Below are 20313 nucleotides of genomic sequence, written 5' to 3' on the forward strand. Positions count from 1 at the left end.
TCCGTAGTACAGGCCCAACCGGATGAGGGACTTGGTAGAGATGCAGTACCCAATGAGGGCGTCATGCCCATGGCGGCGCAGAATTCTTCGTGGAAGGCTCGTGCCGCTGAGGGTTGAAGAGCGTAGTGATAGGTCAGTATTCCTTCTTCATTTCTGATGAGAAGTTGCTGCATGCATATCATGTTTCCAGAACTGTCAGGGGCCGATGTGCTACGGATGACGATAGGCGTCCCGGACAGACTGTAGTCGGCACTCAGTTGGCCTGGAAGGCACGATCCTGATAGGAAAGTCAGGGATTGAAAGATGGCGGCGATCATCGGGATGGGATCATGAGCCTGAGCAACGAGGGCGACTTCGTCACCCTCACTGCTTCGTCAAAGGGTTTGGATGTCAGTTGGCTCTGATGGAGCCGCGATTGCTTGCACAGGCACGCGGTACACAGCCTTCCATCAACGTATTCATTGTCTGTGGGGCATGAGCGAAGCAGAGTACTCTTGCGGTATGGCTACCCACTGTGTTTGGTGGGTAATACTCGTTATAGAAGGTATGGCACCTCCCGTTGTCTATTTGCGCGCTACCCTGGATGTTCCCGCTGACTGAGCTGTTGAATCTTACGGTTCCGTAGGAAATGAAGTTCTGGCCAGCTGATACCTGTCCATTGGGTGCATAGGCGATTACATAGTCAGTACTCTTTGCGTCGCTAGCACTGTTCGACTCGATGCTTGAGCAATGCCACGCGGCGCTTCCTGGCCCCACTGTGATGGACTCGCCCTTGGCGGGGTTCATCCCGATATCCGCGCAGGAAGCCTCGTGATACTGCTTCGTCGCTTCCGTTTGATCGTCGTAGCGATATACATACTGTCCCTTCGAGTTGCGATTGAGGGACTGCTCCACACTGATCGTTCCCCCAATGAAGTCAGGCCATTCCGCGCTGCGGACGATTCTTGATGGGGTCTTTGCTTCGTCAGCGATTTGTCCATCAGCTGGAGCTCCGTCTCCTGCCTGAACGGATGCAGAGACAATGAACGTGAGAATCGCTATCTGCAGTTTCATTTGAGCCTCTCAGATCTGAGTGAGGCTCCATCTTCATTACTTGCCCCATTGCATTTTGGGGCGCATCAGGCAGTTCTTCGGATTTCAAACATTTCTCAATTCTGTCTGTCGCTATTGGCACTTCACCGCATACACCGGCCCGGCCCCGATCAGCATCAACGCCATGTAGTCACTGTCGCTGGCCTTGCCCTTCAGCGTCGCGCCCTTGTTGAAGTGGAAGATGCCGAAGCCACCGGCCATGCGGATCAAGGCGCTGTCGATCTGCTCGGCGTCGTCGCGGAAGTAGCGGCTGATCTCGCTGCGGGTGGCCTTGTGCAGGGCATTCGGCTCGCGCTGCCACTGCTCGCCACGGCTGAAGGAGACGAAGTACTGGCCGCCTTCCTTCTCGATGCGGAAGTCGGCCGGTTTGCGCGCGCCGGTGGCGAAGCAGCCTTGCAATGGGTCGGCGCTGAAAGGAAGCCCGGCATCACCGCTGCAGGCGGTGAGCAGCAGGAGTGCACCGGGCAGCAGCAGGCGGAGCGTGCGCATGGGATGTCCCGACGGGGCAGGTGCGGCTAGTGTAGGCAGCGCACGGGCGTGGTCCGTACAGAAATTCGGCAAGGACACAGGGGTTTTCGGATGGCGAAGGGCAAGGCACCGTGGTGCGGCGTGGCCAGTTGGCTGGGGATCGTGGTGGGCTGGGGCGCGGGCAGCCTCGCTGCGCAGGCGGCGGTGGCCGCAGGCGGCAATGGCATGGCTGCGGGATTGGGCGTGGGGGTGCTGGGCGCGGCGCTGGTGGGCTGCGGTCTGGCGGTGGCTTCGCGCGTGCGCGGCGAGCGCTGGCCGTGGATCGGCATCGGTGGTGCAGTGCTGAGCGCGCTGCCGCTGCTGATGTACCTGCTGCGGATGATGTTGAAGCTCTAGCGGTAGTGCCGACCGCTGGCCGGCACCTGCAGGTTGTGTGCGGCGTTCATGGGGTTGCCGGCCAGCGGCCGGCACTACCGGATGCGGGTCAGGCGCTGCGGTGAATCTCCACCGTCACGTGCACCAGCTCCTCATGAATCGCCAGCGCGTTGCGCACGGTATCGGCATCCAGACTGGCGTCGCTGGTGACCACACTAGCGCTGACCGCGTACTTGCCGCGACCCACCTGCCAGACGTGCAGGTCGGCCAGGCGTGCCGGCCACGGGCCCTGTTCGATCACTTCGCGCACTTCGGCCACCACCGGTGCATCCATCTGCGCGTCGAGCAGGATGCGGCCGCTGTCGCGCAGCAGGCCGATCGCCCAGACCGTCACCAGCACGGCGCCGACGAGGCCCATCACCGGGTCCAGCCAGGTCAGGCCCAGCAGCTTGCCGCCAAGCAGGGCGACGATGGCCAGCACCGAGGTGGCGGCGTCGGCCAGCACGTGCACGTAGGCCGAGCGCAGATTGAGGTCGTGACCGTGCGCATGGCTGTGGTCGTGGTGATCGTGATCATGCCCATGGTGATGGTTGTGCCCATGCCCATGATGGTGATGCGCGTGGCCCGGGCTGTCGTGCAGCCACCAGGCGCAGAGCAGGTTCACGCCCAGCCCTACCGCCGCGATGGCGATGGCTTCGTTGTAGTGGATCGGCGCCGGTACCCACAGCCGCTCCAGTGATTGCACGGCCATCAGCGCGGCAACACCAAGCAGTGCGATGGCGCTGGTATAGCCGGCAAGGATCTCGATCTTCCAGGTGCCGAAGGCGAAGCGCGGATCGTGTGCATAGCGCCGCGCACAGCGGTAGGCGAACACCGACAGGCCCAGCGCCAGCGCGTGCGAACTCATGTGCCAGCCGTCGGCGAGCACGGCCATGGAGTTGAACCACCAGCCGCCGACGATCTCTACCAGCATCATGGCGACGGTGAGCCACAGGGCGCGGCGGGTATTGCGTTCGGCCAGCGGGTTGCCGTCGTCGAAGCGGTGTTCGTGGCGGCGGGCGGCGGCTAGGGCGTCCAATTGCATGGGGGCGGGAGCTGGAGTGGATACCCCCATAGGGTATATGATCGCGCCATGGCTCATGTACACAAGAATCGAAAGCAGCTGCTGACCCGGGTGCGCCGTATCGCGGGTCAGGTGGCGGCATTGGAGCAGGCGCTGGACAGGCCCGAGGGTGAGGCTGGCGACTGCGCGGACGTGCTGGTGCAGGTGGCCGCCGTGCGCGGTGCGGCCCACAGCCTGCTGATGGAGCTGCTGCACGAACATCTGCAGGAGCACGTGGTCGGCGCCGAGGACCCGCAGCAGCGGGCGGCTGAGGCCGAAGTACTGGTGGAGCTGCTGCGCCGCTACGGCAAATAGCAGGGGTAGTGCCGGCCGCTGGCCGGCAACTGCAGGTTGCGTCCGAAGCTCATGCGGTTGCCGGCCAGCGACCGGCACTACCCGCGGCGTCCGAAGCTCATGCGGTTGCCGGCCAGCGGCCGGCACTACCCGCGGCGTCCGAAGCTCATGCGGTTGCCGGCCAGCGACCGGCACTACCCGTGGCGTCCGAAGCTCACGCGGTTGCCGGCCAGCGGCCGGCACTACCCGTGGCGTCCGAAGCTCATGCGGTTGCCGGGCAGCGGCCGGCACTACCCCGCGTGCCGGTGCCGCGCGTTCCAGATATGCGTGGCGGCCAGCAGCAGGCTGCCGGTGACGGTCATCGGTGTTTCCCATGCATGCGTCGGCAGCGCCAGTGCGCCGGCCAGCAGCAGGCCAAGACCCACGCCGGCGGTGGCCCAGGCCAGTACCGGCAGCGGGTGACGGCGCTCGGCCCGCCACAGCGCGTAGCCGGTCAGCGGCAGGGCGATGGCCACGAACAGCAGGTGCACCCATTCCGCTTCGGCCCACGCGCCGAACAGGGGGAGCGCGGCGGCCAGCAGGGGCAGCGCCAGGCAGTGCAGCAGGCACAGGCTGGACAGGGCGACCGCGCCGGCATCAAGCAGGACGGCAGAAGGCGACTTCATCGGGGGAGGTTCCTTGCGCAACAATTGTTATACAGTAACATTTCCGTTCCGCAGCCAACCCGCTCCGACATGAACACTGTTTCCCGCGCCGACCGTCGCCTTCCGGTCACCGTGCTGTCCGGCTTCCTCGGGGCCGGCAAGACCACCCTGCTCAACCAGATCCTGCGCAACCGCGAGGGCCTGCGCGTGGCGGTCATCGTCAACGACATGAGCGAGGTCAACATCGATGCGCAGCTGGTGCGCGAGGGTGGCGCCGAACTGCGCCGCACCGAAGAGACGCTGGTGGAGTTCAGCAACGGCTGCATCTGCTGCACGCTACGCGACGACCTGCTGCAGGAAGTGCGGCGCCTGGCTGATGCGGATCGCTACGACTACCTGCTGATCGAATCGACGGGCATCGGTGAACCGATGCCGGTGGCGGCCACGTTCGCGGTGCGCGACGAGCACGGTTTCAGCCTGAGTGATATCGCGCGGCTGGACACGATGGTGACGGTGGTCGACGGCAGCGCATTCCTTGCCGACTTCGGTTCGACCCTGCGCCTGGCCGAGCGCGGCCAGCAGGCCGGGCCGGACGATGATCGCGGTGTGGTCGACCTGCTGTGCGAACAGGTCGAGTTCGCCGACGTGATCGTGGTCAGCAAGGTGGACCAGGTGGATGACGAAGTGTTGCAGGACACGCTGGCGGTACTGCGTGGCTTGAACCGGGATGCGAAGCTGCTGCTGTCCAGCTTCGGTGATGTGCCGTTGGCCGAGCTGCTGGATACCGGTCGCTTCGACATGGAGCGTGCGCAACGCGCGCCGGGTTGGGTGAAGGAGCTGCGTGGCGAGCACACACCGGAAACCGAAGAGTACGGCATCGGCAGCTTCGTCTACCGTTCGCGGCGTCCGTTCCACCCCGCGCGATTCGCCCGCGCGCTGCAGTCCGGCATGCCCGGCGTGATCCGCAGCAAGGGCTGGTTCTGGCTGGCCAACCGCATGGATTGGGTAGGCGAGTTGAACACCGTGGGCGCGGCGACGCGGACGCAGGCGGCGGGTTTCTGGTATGCCGCGCGCGACCGCGTGCGGGCTAGGCTGGAAGACACCACACCGTTGTTGCCGCCGACGCCGTTGCCTTACAGCGACCTGGGATGGGCGCGGCAGCAGGCCGATTGCTGGAGCGCGCCGCTGCCGGGGCTTGAGGAATTCCCGGATTCGGCCGCGCACACGGCGATGCAGCGGCTGTGGCACCCATTGTGGGGTGATCGCCGCCAGGAGCTAGTGGTGATTGGTGTGCACATGGACGAGCGCGCGGTGCGTGCGGAGCTGGATGCGTGCCTTCTCAACGACCAGGAGCTGCGTGCGGGGCCATTGTTGTGGCACCAGTTGCCGCAGGCGTTCCCTGTGTGGAAGCGTTGACGGTGCATTGATGATCCATGGGTTGCCGGCCAGCGGCCGGCACTACCCCTGGTTGATACGTCATGCGTGGATGGATGCATGGCGGAGTCGAGCATGGCTCGACTCTACAGACTGTCGCGCCATTGCCAGCTGTTGGCGGTGACCTGCAATACCTGCGTCGGCCGCAATGCCTGCAGCAGATGCAGGTCGTGGCTGACCATCATCAAGGCACCCGGCCATGCCGCCAGCAGTTCCTCCAGTGCCTGCAATGCGCTTAGGTCCAGTGCATTGCCGGGCTCGTCCAGCAGCAACAGCTGCGGCGCGGGATCGGCGTAGAGCACGCTTGCCAACGCCCCCTTCACCCGTTCGCCATCGCTGAGGCTGCTGGCGGGGCGCTGGATGCGCTGTGCGTCCAGACCCAGTAGTGCGAGCCGAGTGCGCAGTTCGCCCGGGTCCGCCCCCGGATTGGCGGCCTGTACGCTATCGAGGATGCTGTGCTCGCCGGACAATCCCAGCAGTTGCTGGTCAAGCAGCGCCAGTGGCGCGTGGCGTTGCACAGTGCCATCGCGCGCTCGCAGCTGGCCGGCCAGCACACGCAGCAGGGTGGATTTGCCACTGCCGTTGTCACCGACCACGGCGATGCGCTGGCCGCGACGGATCTCCAGCTGCAACGGGGCACTGCAGCCATGCGGCAGCACCAAGGCCTCGGCCTGCAGCAGGCGCGTGCTGCCACGTTCCCCCGCACCGGCAAACAGCGCCAGTTCCGGCGCGGTGTGAACCGCGGATATCGCTGCACGCAGCTGCTCTGCACTGGCCTGCAGGCGTTCTGACTGCACCTGCTGCGCGCGACCAAGGCTGGCTTCGGCACGCTGCTTCTGGCGGCCGAGCAGGATCGGTGCCTGGTTGGCCTGCTTTGCTTCGCGATTGCCACGTGCCTGACGTTGCTGCTGGCGTTCGTTCTGCTCGCGCGCGCTGCGTTGCTGCTGTCGGTGCTGGGCGCGCGCATGGTCGAGCTGGGCGGCGGCGGCTTCGCGTTCGGCGGCGCGCACTTCGGCATAGTGCTGCCACGCGCCGCCATAGCGATGCAGGCCACGCGCATCAAGTTCGACAATCTGCTGCATGCGGCCCAGCAGTTCGCGATCATGGCTGATTGCCAGCAGGCCGCCGCGCCATTGCTGCAACTGCTTGTACAGCTGCTGGCGATGACGCGCATCAAGGTGATTGCTGGGTTCGTCCAGGATCAACCAGTCGGCGCCGCTGGCCCACGCGCCGGACAGCGCCACCTGCATCGCCTGGCCGCCACTGAGGCGTGCGGCAGGCTGGGCGTGATCGAGATCGTCGGGCAGTCCTAGCGCCTGCCATTGCTGCTGCAGGCGTTCGCGCAGGTCCCAGCGCTCGCCTACGCAGGTGAAGTCGGCCTCATCGACGCTGCCGGCTTCGATGCGTGCCAGCGCGGACAGCGCTTCACCCACACCGGCCAACTCGCCCACGGTGCCGGCTGGTGGATAGCCCGGTGTGGGCAACAGGAACACGCGGTCACTGCCACGCACCTGGCCACTGTCGGGCGACAGCCGCCCGGCCAGCAGGCGTGCGAGCACGCTTTTGCCGGTGCCATTGGCACCGACCAGGCCGGTGGCGACCGGTTCGAAGGAAAACGACAGATCGGAAAACAGCACTCGGCCGTCGGCCAATCGATACGACACGCGATCGAGCGTGAGGGAATGCGGGGTCATGCGACCTCCATGGATGCCGGGTTCTCCCCTGCGCGCAGGGGCGGGAAGAGTCAGGCCGTCTAGTGGGAAGACGGCGGCATCAATGGCGCATTGGTCGCGAGCCTCTGGGAGGAATGAGGGGAGATTATACCGCCCGCAGGGCGTGCGAATTTTAGAGTCGAGCTTGCTCGACTGCTTTTGAGGAGCAGTCGAGCAAGCTCGACTCTACGTGGCACGGCCATCGAGCGCGGATCTACCGGCCTACGGCACGGTTTCCAGGCGTGCGCTGACAAAGTCGATGAACACCCGAAGCTTCGGAAGCACGTGGCGGCCCGAGGGCCACAGCAGGTGGAAGATGCCGCAGGAGTGCACGTGTTCGTCCAGCACGGTCAGCAGCCGGCCATCGGCCAGCGCATCGCGTACCGAGTGCACTGGCACGAAGGCCAGTCCAATATCGCGCAGTGCCAGCGCCACGCGTGCTTCGATGGTGTTGGCCACCATGTGCACGGGTAGTTCCTGCGGTGCTTCATTGCCGGGCCACTGGATCGGCCACAGCTCCAGCTTGCCGGTGCTGGGGAAGCGGTAGTGCAGCAGGGTGTGCTGCAGCAGATCGGCCGGCGCACGCGGAACGCCGCGGCGCTGCAGGTACGCCGGCGAGGCGACGATGCGGCGCGGGAACACGCCCAGGCGTCGGGCGTTCATGCGTGAGTCGCTGGGTTCGCCGACGCGTAGCACAGCGTCGAAGCCTTCCTCGATGACATCGACCAGCCGGTCGCTGAAATCCAGGTCCAGACGGATGTCCGGGTAGGCGGCCATGAACTCGGCCATCAGCGGCAGAGTGAGATCACCCACCAGCGGCAGGCCGATGCGCAGCGTGCCGCTCGGTGCGGCATGCGGCTGCGCCAGCTCGGTGCGCGCGGCATCGCGCTCGTCGAGGATGCGCCGGCAGCGTGCCAGGAACAGCTGGCCCTCGGCGGTGAGGGTGATGCTGCGCGTGCTGCGGTGGAACAGGCGCACGCCGAGTGCGTGCTCCAACCGTGCAACGCACTTGCCGGCGGCCGAGGCCGAGATGCCCTGCAGGCGCCCCGTCTCGACGAAGCTGCGGGTGTCGGCGGCATGCACGAAGGTCTGCAGGTTGGCGAGGTTGTCCAGGACTGACATGGGCGTGTGGGTAATGAAAGCGGCAGGGTAGGTGGCGGCGATCGCGGAGGCAGGCGCCGCCACCGCAACACTGTGGTGCGGGACGATGCGGCGACCGTTGCGGCCTTGCAGTTCCGGCCATCATGCCGATTGCGGACTGCACGGTCCATGATGCCCGGAGCGGCAACCGGCTTTTTGCACGGTGACATGCTGCCTAACGTGGCGGCCTCTCCCCACGGATCACCGCGATGAACGCCGCCCTTTCCCTTGACCCCGCGCCGGCCCTGCCGTCGGTACAGCGGTTGCTGCAGCAGGTCCACCCGCAACGCCTGGTCGGCGCGGTGGTGCTGGTGCGCGAGCACGGCGTGCTGCGTCATGCCAGCGCCACCGGCCTGGCCGATCGTGAATCGGGCGCCGCGATGCAGCGCGAGCAGTTGTTCCGGCTGGCATCGGTCAGCAAGCCGCTGCTGACCACGGTGATCCTGCGTCTGGTGGCCGATAGCGTGCTGGACCTGGATGCGCCGGTACAGCGCTGGTTACCGGACTTCCGCCCGGCGCTGGCCGATGGCAGTACGCCGCCGATCAGCCTGCGCCAACTGCTCAGCCATAGCAGCGGGCTGGGTTACCGCTTCCTCGAAGCCGATGCGGATGGCCCGTACGCCCGGGCCGGCGTCAGCGATGGCATGGATGCGAATCCGCTGACATTGGCCGACAACGTGCATCGCATCGCGCAGGCGCCGCTGCTGTTCGAGCCGGGGAGCCAATGGTTGTACTCGTTGGGCGTGGATGTGGCCGGTGCCGTGGCCGAAGCCGCGACCGGTGAAACGCTGCAGGCACTGTTCGAGCGCTTGCTGGCCGCACGCTTGGGCCTGCGCGACACCGCATTCGCGACCACCGATGCTGCACGGCTGGCCACGCCGTATGTGAGTGACACGCCGCAGCCGCATCGCCTGCAGGAAGGCGAAGTGGTCGCACCGTTCGAGGGTACGGTCGGCATCGAATACAGCCTCGCCCGTGCTACCGATGCCAGCCGTTTCCCTTCGGCCGGTGCTGGACTGATTGGCAGCGCCGACGAGGTGATGGCGGTGCTGGAAGCACTGCGCGACGTACAGGCCTCGAATCTGTTGCCGCCCGCGCTGGTGGCCGAGATGGCCACTCCGCAGGTGGGCGAGCAGGGGCCGCCGGAGCCGGCCGGCTGGGGCTTCGGGCTGGGCTTTGCGGTGCTGCGCGATGCCGCCGCCAGTGGCACGCCACAAAGCGAAGGCAGCTGGCGCTGGGGCGGTGCCTATGGCCACAGCTGGTTCGTTGATCCCGCGCGCGGGCTGAGCGTGGTGGCGCTGACCAACACCCTGTACGAAGGCATGGATGGCGCCTTCGTCGATGAACTGCGTGACGCCGTCTATGCTGATCTGGAGGCTGCGCGATGAGCGGTCATGCCATTGATGCGGCGAGTCCCGCCGGCGAAGCCACACGCCTGCCGTGGGCCGGCCTGCTGGCGCTTGCGGGTGGCGGCTTCATCACCCTGCTGACCGAGACCCTGCCGGCCGGTGTGCTGCGACCGATGGGCGAGAGCCTGGGTGTGAGTGATGCGGGGGTGGGCCAGCTGGTCAGCGTGTATGCACTGGGTTCGGTGATGGCCGCACTGCCGATGACCGCGCTGACCCAGCGCCTGCCGCGGCGCCCCTTGTTGCTGGCCGCCATTGCCGGCTTCGTGGTGGTCAACACGCTGACCGCCGTGAGCAGCAGCTATCCGCTGATCCTTGCCGCGCGCTTCCTTGCTGGCGTCTGTGGTGGCCTGCTGTGGTCGCTGGTGGCCGGCTACGCCGCACGCATGGTGGTGCCGTCACTGCAGGGCCGCGCGATTGCAGTGGCGATGGTCGGTTCACCGCTGGCGCTGTCGCTGGGCGTACCGGCGGGCACGCTGCTGGGCCAACAGATCGGCTGGCGCTGGGCGTTCGTGTTGATGAGCGTACTGGGTGTCGGGCTGCTGGCGTACGCGCGCTGGACACTGCCGGCGTTGCCCGCCGCCGGTGCCGGCCAGCGCACGTCATTGGGCACGGTGTGGCGCATGCCCGGTGTACGCAGCGCGTTGCTGGTGATGGTGCTGTACGTGCTGGCGCACAACGTGCTGTACACCTACATCGAACCGCTGGCGGTGGACGCCGGAGCCGGCCCATGGCTGGACCGCCTGCTGCTGGCCTTCGGTGTGGCTGCCATCGTCGGTATCGGCATTGCCGGTTGGGGCGTGGATCGCCACTTGCGTGCGCTGGTGTGGGCGGCGGTGATCGGCTTCCTGCTGCCGGTGCTGGCCCTGCTGCTGTGGCCGGGACAGGCAACGGCGCTGCTGCTGGCGACGATCCTGTGGGGCGTGGCGTTCGGCGCCGTGCCAACCCTGTTCCAGACCGCACTGGCACGTCGCGCGGGTGCTGCCGCGGATCTGGCGCAGTCGATGCTGGTGACCGGCTGGAACCTGGCGATTGCCGGCGGTGGCGTCGCCGGTGGCGTGCTGTTGCAGGCCAGCGGCCCGAGCCAGCTGGGCTGGCTGCCGTTGCTGTTGCTGGCGGTGAGCGCGGCGTGGCTGCTGGCACGGCCGAAGGCCTGGGCGTAGGCGCAGACCAGACGTTACCGAGGTGCCGGCCAGCGGCCGGCACTACCGTGGTCCACGTCATCCACGCATGGCGTGGATCCACCGAGCGCAGCGACCCGCGTTTGCTTTTGCTCTCTTCTGTTGATTCCGTGGTGGGACGCCACCGCAATGTGTCCGTGGCCGGGTGGGTGGGCTGCGCAGGGGCGTGAGCCGCATGGATGCGGCGACCGAGCTTACATGGACGTACTTGCAGCGCCCCCTGCGCAGCCCACCCACCCGGCCCACCCCGACGGTTCCGCCGAGTGCGACCCACCACGAGGGGCTCCGCCGTTGGCCGTCCTACTCGATCCCCTCACGCTCGATCGGCACGCTCCGCGGGTTCTGCATGTGCTCCCGCGCCGCGCCATAGCGCTGCTGCCGTTTCTGATGAAACACCACGAACTCATCGCGGGGCAGCGGCCGCGAGAACAGCCAACCCTGCGCGAACTCGACCTTCCGGGTATGCAGATACGCCAGCTGTGCCTCGGTCTCCACGCCCTCGGCGACCACCCACAGGCCCAGCTCCTTGGCCATGTCGATGATGTGCGGCGTGACCGGGCTGGTGGCGCTCTCGGTGCCGATCGCATCGATGAACGACTTGTCGATCTTCAGTGCATCCAGTGGCAGCTGCTCCAGGTACTGCAGGCTGGAAAAGCCCACGCCGAAGTCATCGATCGCCACGCTGTGGCCGGCCCGGCGAGCCTGCGCCAGCATCGTGCGTGCGCGGTCCAGGTCGAGGAAGCCGTGCTCGGTCGCTTCCATCCAGATCTGCTGCGGCAGGATGCCGCTGCCGGCCATGTGCTTGGCGATCAACTTCAATGCACGACCACTGCTGATGTCCTCGGCGGCGAGATTGATCGCGATGTGCGCGCTGCGGTCGGCCACCAGCAGCTCGCGCATGTCGCGCACCACGTTCTCGATCACCAGGTCGGTGATCGCGCCGATCATGCCGGTCTCTTCGGCCAGGGGAATGAACAGGTCGGGGCGGACCTGGGTGCCATCCTGACGCTGCCAGCGAATCAATGCTTCGGCGCCGACGCAGATGCCGGTATCCAGTTCGATGATCGGCTGGTAGTGCAGGTACAGCTCGCGGCGGCGGATCGCCGTGGCCAGTTCGCCGCGCAGCGACAGCCGGCGGCGCGACAGCCAGATCACCAGGCCGGCACCCACGGCAGCCATCAGCAACCCGAGCGGTACGTACAGCCATGCCTGCTGGCGGAAGGTGGCGGCCAGTGCCGTGCGTGGCGTGGTGGCGATCGCCAGCCATTCGCCATTGCGGGCGGTGGCGTAGAGGGTGTTGTGGTCCAGCCCTTCGCCCGGGTTGCGCAGCAGGGTCTCCAGCAGCGCCGGATCCATGCCGTCCTGCTTGGCCAGCAGGCGGCCGTCCGGGCTGGCCAGGGCCAGGCGCACGTTGGGGTCTGCGATGACATCGACGAAACGGCGCGGGTCGACCAGTACGTCGTAGGCGCCGTACAGGATCGACAGCACCTGGCGGCGGCCGCTGGCTTCGGGGCGCACGTCCACCGCGATGCCGGCCCCTTCGCTGGTCACATGGTCGGCCTTGGGCTGCTTCACATCGGCCAGGAACGGGCCCCACGACGTGCACCGCAGCGTGCCGCCTTCGAAATAGCCCATCTGGTCGATCGACGGCGTGGTCATCACCAGGGTCTGCATGCGCTGGATATGGTCCGGGCTGCACGGCACATGGGCGCCCGCCTCCGCCGACTTCAGCGCGGCCAGCGCGTCATGGTAGGACTGGTCGGAACGGCGCAGCGCGCGGCCGGCGATGTCGCGCAGGCGCTGCTGCTCGACACTGACCGCACGGTCCCAGGTGGCATAGGCCATCACCGCGATCGGCACCGCTGCGGCCAGCAGCGCCAGCGCGGTGCCACCAATGATGATGCGCAGGCGGCTCATGGCTGGAGCTCCGGCGGGGCAGGCAGGTCAGGGCGCATGGTCGGGGCCGGTCCTTGGGCAGGTGCGGCTATCTGAGCATGGCGCCGGGCCGGGCGGAATGGGACGAATCCGGTATTCGGTCACAATGTGATGAAAGCGACCGCGATTGACGTGATCGGGCCGTCCGGCGCTGGCGCTCCGGGCCGGGGAGGACTAACGTCGAACGCTTCGCCCGCCTCAGTGCACGCCCATGACCGAGCCCGCAACGCCCCCCGAGCACCTGCGCCGCAGCCTGTCCAACCGCCACCTGCAGCTGATCGCCATCGGCGGTGCCATCGGCACCGGCCTGTTCATGGGCTCGGGCAAGACCATCAGCCTGGCCGGTCCGTCCATCGTCTTCGTCTACCTGATCATCGGTGCGATGTTGTTCTTCGTGATGCGCGCGATGGGCGAGCTGCTGCTGTCCAACCTGCAGTACAAATCCTTCATCGACTTTTCCACCGACCTGCTTGGTCCCTGGGCCGGCTTCTTCTGTGGATGGACGTACTGGTTCTGCTGGATCGTCACCGCCATCGCCGATGTGATCGCCATCGCCGCCTATGCGCAGTTCTGGTTCCCGGGGCTGGATGCCTGGATACCGGCACTGGCCTGCGTGATGCTGTTGCTGGCGCTGAACCTGGTGACGGTGAAGCTGTTCGGTGAGATGGAATTCTGGTTCGCGCTGATCAAGATCGTGGCGATCTGTGCGCTGATCATCACCGGTGCGGGCCTGGTGGCGTGGGGCTTCACTTCGCCCAGCGGCCATACCGCCGCGCTGTCCAACCTGTGGAATGACGGCGGCATGTTCCCGATGGGCCTGGTCGGCTTCTTCGCCGGTTTCCAGATCGCGGTGTTCGCCTTCGTCGGCATCGAGCTGGTCGGCACCACCGCCGCCGAGACCGCCAACCCCGAGCGCAACCTGCCCAAGGCGATCAACTCGATCCCGGTGCGCATCATCATCTTCTACGTGCTGGCGCTGATCGCGATCATGGCCGTCACCCCGTGGCGCCAGGTGGTGCCGGACAAGAGCCCGTTCGTGCAACTGTTCGTGCTGGCCGGTATCCCCGCCGCGGCCAGCCTGATCAACTTCGTGGTGCTGACCTCGGCCACCTCCTCGGCCAACAGCGGCATCTTCTCCACCAGCCGCATGCTGTACGGCCTGGCCGAAGAGGGCCACGCGCCGCGCGGGTTGTCGAAGCTCTCGCGCGCCGCAGTGCCGGCACGCGGCCTGCTGTTCTCCTGCCTGTGCCTGCTCGGCGGCACGCTGCTGATCTACCTGATCCCCAACCTGGTGACCGCCTTCACCCTGGTCACCACGCTGGCGACGGTGCTCTTCATCTTCGTCTGGTCGCTGATCCTGGTGGCCTACATGGTCTACCGCCGCCGCTACCCGGAGCGCCACGCCGCCTCGATCTTCAAGATGCCCGGTGGCGTTGCCATGTGCTGGGCGTGCCTGGTGTTCTTCGCAGGCGTGCTGGTTCTCCTGAGCCTGCAGGCCGATACCCGCCAAGCCCTGATCGCCAGCCCGGCGTGGTTCGTGCTGCTGGGCGTGGGGTACTGGGTGCGACGCAGGACCGCGAAGTGATCCAACGTCTTCGTTCCATCGATTGATCCATCGTCTCCAGACGTGTCATCCACGCATGGCGTGGATCTGCTATCAGCCGCAGGGAACTATCGAAGGCGGGGTGGGTCCGCTGGCGGGAGTGTCCGCGGCATGGATGCCGCGGCCAAGCCCCCAGGGATGGGTTTACGGCGTCTCCCGCCAGTGGACCCACCCCGCCTCCCCGCAGGAGATCGGCCTTTGCCGTTGCGTGTGATCTGGCCTCTGCAGGTGCAGGGCGCAGCCCTGCCAAATCCCCCATTCACTTGGTGTTAGCGGGCGCGGCCGGATCATCCGGCCGCCATGTCCCGCCACCCCCTCCTGCTCGCGCTGTTGCTGCTGCCCAGCCTGTGGCCCGGGCTGGCCGCCGCGCGCACGGTCTACCGCTGCGTGCAGGGCAATACTGTCAGCCTGGCCACCGCTCCCGAACCCGGCTCGCGCTGCACGCCGAAGGAGATCGACGACAACGCCGTCCAGGCCCCGAATCTGTGGGGCAACATGGGCGTGTTCAGTGGCGTGCTGTACGAACGCGAGCAGGACGGCGCGCTGGTCTATTCCACCCGCAACCTGCCCGGATCGCGGGTATTCCTGAAGTTCACCGTGGCCACGCCACCGGGTGAGCCCGCGCACGAAGGCCTGGGCAAGGTCGGCAAGCCGCAGCTGGCGCAGCATGCCAAGCAGTTCAAGGCCGCGGCCAAGGCCACCGGCGTGGATGACGCATGGTTGCGCGCGATCGCCCACGCCGAAAGCAATTTCGACGCGCTGGCGGTCTCGACCAAGGGCGCACAGGGCGTGATGCAGCTGATGCCGGATACCGCGCAGGAGTACGGGGTGAGCGATCCGTTCTCGCCGCAGCAGTCCATCGATGGCGGCGCCCGCTACATGCGCGCGCTGCTGCGCCGCTACAACGGTGATCGGCCACTGGCCGCCGCCGCCTACAACGCCGGCATCGGAGCGGTCACCCGTTACAAGGGCGTGCCGCCCTATGCCGAGACCCTGGCCTACGTGGACAAGGTGATGGCCCTGTATGCGCGCTACCGCGAAGCGATGGGCATCCGTACCGAAGTGCCCGCGCGATAGGCTGGCGGTGCTGGATGTGTCGTGTAGAGCCGAGCGCATGCTCGGCTCATGGTGCCGGCAGCCGAGCATGGGCTCGGCTCTACAGGGGGCCTGCTCAGCGTGAGGTCGCGCTGCCGACCAGTTCGTAGCGTTCGATGCGGCCAACGCGGGTGACTTCTGCCTGCACGTCGGCGCGCTGCTTCAGCGCACGCCAGGCCGCATCGATCTTCACGTCACCGGGCAGCGACGGATAGGTACGCATGTCCTGCAGGGAGGCCAGTGTCTCGCCTCGCTCGACGGGGGAGCGCAGTTGCTCGATCAGCACGGCGGCCGCGCCATCGAGATTGCCCTCGTCCAGCAGCATTTCGCGATGGAACAGGCGGGCGTCGTCGCCCTCGGCGAGGATCGCCGCGCGAGCAGCGTCCATGGCCTTGGCATCGCCACGTTCGCGCGCGGCGGCAAACTGCAGCAACGCCTGTGCTGCCTTGCCGTAGCCGCCGAGGCCCTGCATGTCATTCACCGCTGCGGTGGCGTCCTGCAGGCGGCCCAGCGAACTGAGCACGAAGCCGACGTTGAACTGGTGCTCGGCGCCATCCGGGCCCAGCGCACCGATGCGCGCAGCCAGCTTGGCGGTGGCCAGCGCATCGTCGGTGCGCCCCAACCGACGCAGCGCGGTGAGCCGGCTGTTGAGCAGCCACGCGACCCATTCGGCTTCGGCCGCCGACGGGGATTCGCCTTCGGCCGCTGCGCGGGCCATGCCATCGGTCAGGGCCAGGACTTCCTCGTTGCGGTCGAGCATCAGCAGCGTATTGCTGAACTCGGCCATGCGCGCGTCCAGGGCGCGGTCGAGCAGGCCAGACACACGCAGCTCATCGAGATGCTTCTGTGCGGCCTGCACCGGATCGAAGCGTGCATCGCCGCGGTCGACATAGCGATCAAAGCGCTTGTCACTGCGCAGGCGGATGATTTCGGCCGGGCCATTGATGCGTGCCAGCGTGGTCGGGATGTCGTCGCCGCGGCCGTTGTCGGCCTGCAGCGTGGCCAACGCCAGCCACAGCCCGGTCGGCTCCACGCCACCGCCCTTCCAGCCGTTGTCGAACAGCGCCTGCAGCAGTTCCATGCGTCGTTGTGGCTGGTCGCGCAGGCGGTACTGCAGGTAGTTGATCGGCTGGCGCTCGATCGGCAGCGGGCCCTCGGCGTGCTTCAGCGCCTGCACCAGGTACCGGGTAGCCGGAGCCGGCTGGTTTTCGGAAAGTTCCAGCGACACCAGGGTCAGCAGGATCTGTGCATCGTCCGGCAACGACTCCTGCGCCCGCTGCAGATAGCGCCGGGCCTGCGCCGGCTTCTTCTGCATCAATGCGGTCCAGCCCGCCACCTGCGCGGCGCGACCGCGATGCTCGGCATCGAAATCGTCCAGCAGCGGATCTTCCATCAGCTGTTCCATGGCGATCAACGCGCCCAGCGTGTTACCGCTGCGTGACTGCTGGATCGCTTCGTCCCAACGGGTGGCATAGGCCGTATGCACCGCGTCGCTGGTGACGGACGGCTTCTGTGGTGCCACCGCGATGGAGGCGGAGGCGGGGCTGCCCGCCAGTGCGGCCAGCAGCAGGGCAGTGAGGGGGAGAACGCGGGGCATGGAGATTCTCCATCCGTGGGAAGAGCATTGAACCTGCTGCAGCCAGCGAGGACAAGCGCGATGGATGGAACTCTGGCGATCAGGAGTACGTTTGGCCATGGCGGATCGCGCGCGCAGCGTCTATCGTCGGTGCCTCTTCAGATTGCAGGCAGAGGCAACGCAGCACGATGGCACGGTGGCAATGGATGGCGGCAGGGGTCGCGTTGGCAACGGCGGTGGCATTGGCCGCGACCTGGTGGGATTCACCGCTGCAGACCTTGGCTGAACCGGCAGGCCCGGCGCCCACGCCACTGGCCTGGACCGCGCAGATCGAGATGCTGGCCGGCGACGGTCATCCCGGTGACCGCGATGGTGCGTCCGCGCAGGCCCGCTTCGCCGATCCCTATGCGTTGCTGCGCAGTGCCGATGGCAGCATCTACTTCACCGATGCCGGCGACAACAACCGCATCCGCCGCCGCCAGCCGGATGGCCGCATCGAGACCGTGGCCGGGCAGGGCGAGGGGCGCATCGATGGCCCGGCGCTGCAGGCCAGCTTCAATACGCCGTCGGGCATCGCCGCCGATGCGCAGGGCAACCTGTACGTGGCCGACACCGGCAACCATGCCATCCGCCGCATCGGCACCGATGGCCAGGTGACCACGCTGGCCGGTGGCGAGCAGGGGTACGCCGATGGACCGGCCGCGCAAGCGCGCTTCGATGCACCGATGGGCATCGCGGTGGACGCGCAGGGCCAGGTCTATGTGGCCGACACCTTCAACGACCGCATCCGGGTGATCGGCACCGACGGCAACGTGCGTACCCTGGCCGGCGGCGAGCGCCCGGGGCTGGCCGATGGCCTGGGCGTCGCGGCGCGCTTCGATACGCCGGTGGCGCTGGCCTTCGATGCCCATGGCGCGCTGCTGGTGGCCGGCCTGTTCAACAATGCGGTGCGTCGGGTCGGTGCCGACGGCATGGTCAGCACGCTGCTGGGCGATGGCGGCGTGATCAATGGGCCGTTGTCGCTGGCCACCACGCACGACGGCGTGCTGTACGTGGGTGACCTTGATGGCCGCATCGTGCAGGTAACACCGCAGGGCCACCAGATCGCGCTGGTGGGCAACGGCCGCCTGCCACGCCTGGCCCGCCCCAGTGGTCTGGCGATGGATGCCGATGGCAGCGTGCTGGTCGCCGATTCCGCCAGCTATCGCCTGCACCGCCTGCGCCCGCTGCCGGTGGGTGATTTGCCGGCACCGGCGCTGGTCGGGCCCGCTGCCGATGCAGCGTTGCCGGACACCGGTGGGCGCTGGCCGTTGGCACCCCAGGACGGCTGGCATGAAGTGGTGGGCACGCTGGGCGAGGTGCGCGGCAACTTCAAGGGCGAGAGCCGCCACCACCTGCACGGTGGTTTCGATGTGCGCGGCGATGTCGGCCAGACCGTGTTGGCGATCGCCGATGGCAAGATCAGCAGCCCGGTAGCGGCGTGGAGCCTGGGTGGGCAGGCCGAGGGCCTGGCAGTGGACCGCCTCAAGTACATCCACATGCGGGTCGGCCGCACCCCGCGTGACCAGCCGTTCGATGCGCGCTGGCAGGCGCTGTACGACGAGCAGGGCAAGCTGGAGCGGATGCGCGTGCGTCGCGGCACGCGCATCCACGTTGGCGATCGCCTGGGCAGCATCAACAACCAGGCGCACGTGCACCTGGCGGTGGGCACCGGCGGCTTCGAAACCAACGCCGTGGCGCTGGGTTTCCATAACTACGCCGACCACTTCGCACCGCGCATCACCGATGTGGCGCTGCTGGACGACAACGACCAGCCGCTGGCGGCGGGCAGCGACGGCGTGGTGATGCTGGCGCGGCAGGGACGTGGCGTGCAGATCGTGGTCGAGGCCTGGGACCAGGTCGACAACAACCTGCCGCGGCGCCGGCTGGGCATGTACCAGGTGGGCTACCAGATCCTCGATGCTGGGGGACAGCCGCTGCAGGGTTACGAGCAGCCGCGCTGGAACATCGTGTTCAACCGCATGCCGCCGCAGATGGAAGCGGTGCGCGTGGCCTACGCACCGGACAGCGGTATCACGGTGCATGGCAGTGCGGTGACCCGGTTCCGTTACCTGGCCACCAACACCGTGCGTGATGGCCTGATGGAAACCGGGCGCTGGCAGCCGGCGGCGCTGCCGCCGGGCGAGTACATCGTGCGCGCCAGCGTGCGCGACTACAGCGGTAACGAAGGCGTGGGCCCGCGCGAGATCAGAGTACGGCTGCTGCCATAGCCGCAGCCGGGGCGCCGCAGCGTTCGCGCTCGGCGTCCATGTCTTCCAGTGGCCGCACCTCGATGCTGCCGAAGCGCGCCCACGGGAAGTCGCGGGCGATGCGCATGGCTTCGTCGCGGTCGCGGGCGACGATCAGGTTGAAACCGGCCAGCAGTTCGCGGGTTTCTGCGAACGGGCCATCCAGTACGCGGCTGTGGCCATCGCGCACGCGCAGGGTCTGCGCGGTGTCGACCGGCTGCAGTTTCTGCGCGGCCAATAGCGTGCCCTCGGCCTGCAGCTTGTCGGCGTGGGCGAGGCAATCGCGCATCAGCGCGTTGAATTCCTCGGTGGGCAGCGCCTGCAGCAAGGCAGGCTCGATGTAGATCAGAAGCAGGTACTGCTGCATGGGACGGTCCAGGCGGGGGCGGGGTGTCCATGATGGCGCAGGTTTGCCTGCCGGCATGCTGCAGCGCGAAAAGCCGCCTGCGGCGGGCGATCGGCGAATGGCGGAGCCCCTCCGTGGTGGGGTTGGGTTGGTCGCTGAAAGCTGGGTTTCAGAGGGGGGGGCGGGCGGGTGGGATTGGCGGGGACGCCGTGAATCCGTCCCTGGAGGCTTAGCCGCGCCATCCATGGCGCGGATACCCCGCCAATCCCACCCGCCCGACCCCTGACAGATTCCGGTCGCCGAACCACCACGGGAAATCAACAACAAGAGCGAAAGCGGGTCGCTTCGCTCGCAAAGCCGAGGCCGCCAGCCAACCGCCGTTGCTTTTGCTTTTGCTTTTGCTTTTGCTTTTGCTTTTTTTCTTGATCTTCCCGTGGTGGAACGGAGACAGGAACTTGTCCAAGGCCGGGTGGGTAGGCGGGGCGGGGGTGTCCGCGGCATGGATGCCGCGGCCAAGCCCCCAGGGATGAAGTGACCCCCGAGACTTGGACGGGGTCAGGCGGCCGATTGGGCCTGCTCCCGGTACTTTATCGGGCTGAGACCTTTCAGTTTCAGTTTGATG

General features: G+C 67.1%; 17 protein-coding genes. 8 read left to right on the top strand and 9 right to left on the bottom strand.

Annotation, left to right across the window (positions count from 1 at the left end; genetic code table 11):
• Positions 1–1164 precede the first annotated feature (1164 nt).
• On the bottom strand, positions 1165–1581 hold the full coding sequence (locus tag AC0Z6F_RS20495) for a hypothetical protein (RefSeq protein WP_485618287.1): 417 nt from the start codon (positions 1579–1581) through the stop codon (positions 1165–1167).
• A 90-nt stretch (positions 1582–1671) separates the two neighbouring features.
• On the opposite strand from AC0Z6F_RS20495, the gene AC0Z6F_RS20500 reads away from it, so the two are divergent.
• Positions 1672–1956: a hypothetical protein gene (locus AC0Z6F_RS20500; protein WP_004139696.1), complete on the top strand. Its 285-nt coding sequence runs from the start codon at positions 1672–1674 to the stop codon at positions 1954–1956.
• An 88-nt stretch (positions 1957–2044) separates the two neighbouring features.
• Here AC0Z6F_RS20500 and dmeF read toward each other — a convergent pair whose 3' ends face one another.
• Complete coding sequence (dmeF, locus tag AC0Z6F_RS20505; protein WP_012509901.1) at positions 2045–3019, bottom strand: CDF family Co(II)/Ni(II) efflux transporter DmeF; 975 nt, start codon at positions 3017–3019, stop codon at positions 2045–2047.
• Positions 3020–3067: 48 nt separating this feature from the next.
• On the opposite strand from dmeF, the gene AC0Z6F_RS20510 reads away from it, so the two are divergent.
• Positions 3068–3352 (top strand): metal/formaldehyde-sensitive transcriptional repressor, encoded by a 285-nt coding sequence (locus tag AC0Z6F_RS20510; protein ID WP_012509902.1) that lies wholly within the window; start codon positions 3068–3070, stop codon positions 3350–3352.
• 269 nt (positions 3353–3621) lie between these two features.
• On the opposite strand, the gene AC0Z6F_RS20515 is transcribed toward AC0Z6F_RS20510, so the two are convergent.
• Positions 3622–3996 (bottom strand): MerC domain-containing protein, encoded by a 375-nt coding sequence (locus tag AC0Z6F_RS20515; protein WP_012509903.1) that lies wholly within the window; start codon positions 3994–3996, stop codon positions 3622–3624.
• A 69-nt stretch (positions 3997–4065) separates the two neighbouring features.
• Between AC0Z6F_RS20515 and AC0Z6F_RS20520 the strand changes: the two genes are divergently transcribed.
• The gene (locus AC0Z6F_RS20520) at positions 4066–5391 is read left to right on the top strand and encodes a GTP-binding protein (RefSeq protein WP_012509904.1); all 1326 of its coding nucleotides are present in this window, start codon (positions 4066–4068) and stop codon (positions 5389–5391) included.
• Between the two features lie 104 nt (positions 5392–5495).
• On the opposite strand, the gene AC0Z6F_RS20525 is transcribed toward AC0Z6F_RS20520, so the two are convergent.
• Entirely contained in the window at positions 5496–7103 is a 1608-nt protein-coding gene (locus tag AC0Z6F_RS20525) for an ABC-F family ATP-binding cassette domain-containing protein (RefSeq protein WP_012509905.1), read from the bottom strand.
• Positions 7104–7343: 240 nt separating this feature from the next.
• Complete coding sequence (locus AC0Z6F_RS20530; protein ID WP_012509906.1) at positions 7344–8243, bottom strand: LysR family transcriptional regulator; 900 nt, start codon at positions 8241–8243, stop codon at positions 7344–7346.
• A 227-nt stretch (positions 8244–8470) separates the two neighbouring features.
• Between AC0Z6F_RS20530 and AC0Z6F_RS20535 the strand changes: the two genes are divergently transcribed.
• Together AC0Z6F_RS20535 and AC0Z6F_RS20540 are read left to right on the top strand one after the other, a co-directional pair.
• Positions 8471–9649 carry a serine hydrolase domain-containing protein gene (locus AC0Z6F_RS20535; protein ID WP_485618283.1) on the top strand — a complete coding sequence of 393 codons (1179 nt, stop codon included), beginning with the start codon at positions 8471–8473 and terminating at the stop codon, positions 9647–9649.
• Positions 9646–10830: an MFS transporter gene (locus AC0Z6F_RS20540; RefSeq protein ID WP_012509908.1), complete on the top strand. Its 1185-nt coding sequence runs from the start codon at positions 9646–9648 to the stop codon at positions 10828–10830. The genes AC0Z6F_RS20535 and AC0Z6F_RS20540 overlap by 4 nt, the downstream gene beginning before the upstream one ends.
• 318 nt (positions 10831–11148) lie before the next feature.
• On the opposite strand, the gene AC0Z6F_RS20545 is transcribed toward AC0Z6F_RS20540, so the two are convergent.
• Positions 11149–12765 carry an EAL domain-containing protein gene (locus AC0Z6F_RS20545; RefSeq protein WP_004139826.1) on the bottom strand — a complete coding sequence of 539 codons (1617 nt, stop codon included), beginning with the start codon at positions 12763–12765 and terminating at the stop codon, positions 11149–11151.
• 229 nt (positions 12766–12994) lie between these two features.
• Between AC0Z6F_RS20545 and cycA the strand changes: the two genes are divergently transcribed.
• Positions 12995–14368 (top strand): D-serine/D-alanine/glycine transporter, encoded by a 1374-nt coding sequence (gene cycA, locus AC0Z6F_RS20550; protein ID WP_004139828.1) that lies wholly within the window; start codon positions 12995–12997, stop codon positions 14366–14368.
• A gap of 318 nt (positions 14369–14686) precedes the next feature.
• Complete coding sequence (locus AC0Z6F_RS20555) at positions 14687–15463, top strand: lytic transglycosylase domain-containing protein (protein WP_012509909.1); 777 nt, start codon at positions 14687–14689, stop codon at positions 15461–15463.
• A 94-nt stretch (positions 15464–15557) separates the two neighbouring features.
• On the opposite strand, the gene AC0Z6F_RS20560 is transcribed toward AC0Z6F_RS20555, so the two are convergent.
• Positions 15558–17078 carry a tetratricopeptide repeat protein gene (locus AC0Z6F_RS20560; protein WP_012509910.1) on the bottom strand — a complete coding sequence of 507 codons (1521 nt, stop codon included), beginning with the start codon at positions 17076–17078 and terminating at the stop codon, positions 15558–15560.
• A 167-nt stretch (positions 17079–17245) separates the two neighbouring features.
• On the opposite strand from AC0Z6F_RS20560, the gene AC0Z6F_RS20565 reads away from it, so the two are divergent.
• Positions 17246–19327: a gluconolaconase gene (locus AC0Z6F_RS20565; protein ID WP_485618281.1), complete on the top strand. Its 2082-nt coding sequence runs from the start codon at positions 17246–17248 to the stop codon at positions 19325–19327.
• Here the strand turns inward: AC0Z6F_RS20565 and AC0Z6F_RS20570 are convergent.
• Complete coding sequence (locus AC0Z6F_RS20570) at positions 19305–19712, bottom strand: YciI family protein (RefSeq protein ID WP_005412102.1); 408 nt, start codon at positions 19710–19712, stop codon at positions 19305–19307. The genes AC0Z6F_RS20565 and AC0Z6F_RS20570 overlap by 23 nt on opposite strands.
• 208 nt (positions 19713–19920) lie before the next feature.
• A partial coding sequence (locus AC0Z6F_RS20575; RefSeq protein ID WP_485618280.1) for a hypothetical protein occupies positions 19921–20313 on the bottom strand: 393 nt, incomplete at its 5' end.

The sequence above is a fragment of the Stenotrophomonas sp. 1L-E-5-B-C3 genome, from assembly GCF_057292075.1.

Excerpts from the sequence above, each read along its gene's own strand:
- dmeF (WP_012509901.1), bottom strand. The coding sequence starts at position 3,019 with ATGCAATTGGACGCCCTAGCCGCCGCCCGCCGCCACGAACACCGCTTC.
- AC0Z6F_RS20510 (WP_012509902.1), top strand. The coding sequence starts at position 3,068 with ATGGCTCATGTACACAAGAATCGAAAGCAGCTGCTGACCCGGGTGCGC.
- cycA (WP_004139828.1), top strand. The coding sequence starts at position 12,995 with ATGACCGAGCCCGCAACGCCCCCCGAGCACCTGCGCCGCAGCCTGTCC.
- AC0Z6F_RS20525 (WP_012509905.1), bottom strand. The coding sequence starts at position 7,103 with ATGACCCCGCATTCCCTCACGCTCGATCGCGTGTCGTATCGATTGGCC.
- AC0Z6F_RS20555 (WP_012509909.1), top strand. The coding sequence starts at position 14,687 with ATGTCCCGCCACCCCCTCCTGCTCGCGCTGTTGCTGCTGCCCAGCCTG.
- AC0Z6F_RS20535 (WP_485618283.1), top strand. The coding sequence starts at position 8,471 with ATGAACGCCGCCCTTTCCCTTGACCCCGCGCCGGCCCTGCCGTCGGTA.
- AC0Z6F_RS20500 (WP_004139696.1), top strand. The coding sequence starts at position 1,672 with ATGGCGAAGGGCAAGGCACCGTGGTGCGGCGTGGCCAGTTGGCTGGGG.
- AC0Z6F_RS20540 (WP_012509908.1), top strand. The coding sequence starts at position 9,646 with ATGAGCGGTCATGCCATTGATGCGGCGAGTCCCGCCGGCGAAGCCACA.
- AC0Z6F_RS20515 (WP_012509903.1), bottom strand. The coding sequence starts at position 3,996 with ATGAAGTCGCCTTCTGCCGTCCTGCTTGATGCCGGCGCGGTCGCCCTG.
- AC0Z6F_RS20530 (WP_012509906.1), bottom strand. The coding sequence starts at position 8,243 with ATGTCAGTCCTGGACAACCTCGCCAACCTGCAGACCTTCGTGCATGCC.
- AC0Z6F_RS20565 (WP_485618281.1), top strand. The coding sequence starts at position 17,246 with ATGGCACGGTGGCAATGGATGGCGGCAGGGGTCGCGTTGGCAACGGCG.
- AC0Z6F_RS20570 (WP_005412102.1), bottom strand. The coding sequence starts at position 19,712 with ATGCAGCAGTACCTGCTTCTGATCTACATCGAGCCTGCCTTGCTGCAG.
- AC0Z6F_RS20495 (WP_485618287.1), bottom strand. The coding sequence starts at position 1,581 with ATGCGCACGCTCCGCCTGCTGCTGCCCGGTGCACTCCTGCTGCTCACC.
- AC0Z6F_RS20520 (WP_012509904.1), top strand. The coding sequence starts at position 4,066 with ATGAACACTGTTTCCCGCGCCGACCGTCGCCTTCCGGTCACCGTGCTG.
- AC0Z6F_RS20545 (WP_004139826.1), bottom strand. The coding sequence starts at position 12,765 with ATGAGCCGCCTGCGCATCATCATTGGTGGCACCGCGCTGGCGCTGCTG.
- AC0Z6F_RS20560 (WP_012509910.1), bottom strand. The coding sequence starts at position 17,078 with ATGCCCCGCGTTCTCCCCCTCACTGCCCTGCTGCTGGCCGCACTGGCG.